Annotated in this window: 3 protein-coding genes; 1 reads left to right on the top strand and 2 read right to left on the bottom strand. The window is 69.4% G+C overall.

Going from position 1 to position 1,804, the window contains the following annotated elements; translation table 11 throughout:
* On the bottom strand, positions 1–270 hold a 270-nt coding region (locus GA0115259_RS31655; RefSeq protein ID WP_093603348.1), incomplete at its 3' end, for a hypothetical protein.
* Between the two features lie 52 nt (positions 271–322).
* Between GA0115259_RS31655 and GA0115259_RS31650 the strand changes: the two genes are divergently transcribed.
* Positions 323–1,027 (top strand): TetR/AcrR family transcriptional regulator, encoded by a 705-nt coding sequence (locus tag GA0115259_RS31650; protein WP_093603346.1) that lies wholly within the window; start codon positions 323–325, stop codon positions 1,025–1,027.
* Here the strand turns inward: GA0115259_RS31650 and GA0115259_RS31645 are convergent.
* Positions 1,018–1,689 carry a DUF4230 domain-containing protein gene (locus tag GA0115259_RS31645; protein WP_093603344.1) on the bottom strand — a complete coding sequence of 224 codons (672 nt, stop codon included), beginning with the start codon at positions 1,687–1,689 and terminating at the stop codon, positions 1,018–1,020. The genes GA0115259_RS31650 and GA0115259_RS31645 overlap by 10 nt on opposite strands.
* Between the last annotated feature and the right edge of the window lie 115 nt (positions 1,690–1,804).

Below are 1,804 nucleotides of genomic sequence, written 5' to 3'. Positions count from 1 at the left end.
TGTGGCTTTTAGCCATAGGCCCAGGCGGGTGCGGCCGTGGCGGTTGAGTTCTATTACTACGCCGCACAGGATCATCGCGAGGCCGTAGACGCCGACCACCAGGACCGAGGTCCGCTGGGCCAGTCGGATCAGGAGCAGTACCGCCAGCGCCGCGAGCAGGAATGAGGCCAGGGCGATTCCGGTGCGCCTCGCCTGACGAGGTGTCAGGCCGTCGCGCTCGGGCTCGGGCATCGGCGTGTGCACGGCCTCGTCCTGGTCAGATGCGCTCATGGACCGCGAGCGTAACGGACATCCCAGAAGGTCCGCCCGTTAGGCTGTTCATATGACGACCGTAGTGCGCCGCAGGATGGGCGTCGAAGAGCGGAAGCAACAGCTCATCGGCGTGGCGCTGGAGCTGTTCAGCCACCGCTCCCCCGACGACGTCTCGATCGACGAGATCGCGGCGGCGGCCGGTATCTCACGGCCGCTCGTCTACCACTACTTTCCCGGCAAGCAGAGCCTGTACGAGGCCGCCCTGCGCCGTGCCGCCGACGATCTGGCGGACCGGTTCGTGGAACCGCGCGAAGGGCCGCTCGGAGCGCGGCTGCTCCGGGTGATGGAACGTTTCTTCGACTTCGTCGAGCAGCACGGCCCCGGTTTCTCCGCGCTGATGCGCGGAGGTCCCGCCATCGGCTCGTCCACCGCGACCGCGATGGTCAGCGAGGTACGGCAGGCCGCGTACGAGCAGATCGTCGCCCATCTCGGAGTCGGCCGCCCGCCCGCGCGACTGGAGCTGGTCGTACGGTCCTGGGTGTCGCTGGCCGAGACGACGGCGCTGCTCTGGCTGGACGGCCGGCGCATTCCGCGCGCCGAGCTGGAGTTGCAGCTCGTGCACGACTTCGCCGCGCTGGCCGCGGTGAGCGCCGCGTACGACGAGGAGATGGCCGCGATCCTGCTCCGCATCGTCGCGGACGAGCCGGCCGACGGCGCCTTCGGCGATCTCGTCGGCCGGCTCACCCGGCTGGGCGGCGTCCAGCCTCAGCCGTAGACCACCGTCACCTCGGTGAAGCCGAGCGAGCGCAGCAGGCCCTTGAGCATGCTGGTGGTGTTCTTCTCGGCCCGCTCGGTCAGTTCGCTCTCCTTGGCCGCGTCCGAGATATGCCGGGCCGCCAGCCTGTTCACGGCCCGCTCGTCGGCCGGGTTGCCGGAGAAGAGGTCTCCGAGCCGGTCGAGCAGTCCGCGCTGTTTGGACACGGCGTACGAACGGTCCGGGTCCAGGGCCGCTTCGCCCAGGCGTGCGTGCGGCAGCCGGATCGTCGCGGAGGTGCGCGCCTCGTCCGTCGTGACGCTGCCCGCGCCGAGGCCGCCGAAGTCGACATACGAGCTGACGGTACCGGCGCCCACATAGAGCGTCCGGGTGCCGCGGATCGCGTCCGGCAGATACTTGGCGTCCTTCTCCAGATCCACCACGACCTGGAAATTGCCGGAAGCCGCCTCGTAGCGGTCAAGGTCCTGAATGGATTCGAGCAGAGTCGGTCCCGTACGGTCGTGGGTCTCCTCGCCGAACAGATTGCCGAATCCGGGCAGCAGATCGAGCCGGCTGCCGAGGAAGAGCAGCGCGGCCACGACGACCAGGGTGAGCGGGATCCTGCTCCAGCGCGGCGGCCGGGCGGCGCGCGGCTTCGCGTCTTTCACGTCGGTGGACGTCATACCTAACGGATGTCCCGCGCGAGCCGGTTCACACGGCGCTCACGCACCGGGTTCCAGAAGCATCCTGGGCGGTCGGTCCGTCCCGCGGCGGGACGGACCGACCGCCCAGTCCTCA

It is taken from the genome of Streptomyces sp. MnatMP-M17 (genome assembly GCF_900091995.1).
In the GTDB taxonomy this organism is placed as follows: domain Bacteria; phylum Actinomycetota; class Actinomycetes; order Streptomycetales; family Streptomycetaceae; genus Streptomyces.
This window is presented reverse-complemented; position numbering and strand designations above follow the sequence as displayed.

Coding starts and splice junctions, on each gene's coding strand:
- GA0115259_RS31650 (WP_093603346.1), top strand. CDS start 323: ATGACGACCGTAGTGCGCCGCAGGATGGGCGTCGAAGAGCGGAAGCAA.
- GA0115259_RS31645 (WP_093603344.1), bottom strand. CDS start 1,689: ATGACGTCCACCGACGTGAAAGACGCGAAGCCGCGCGCCGCCCGGCCG.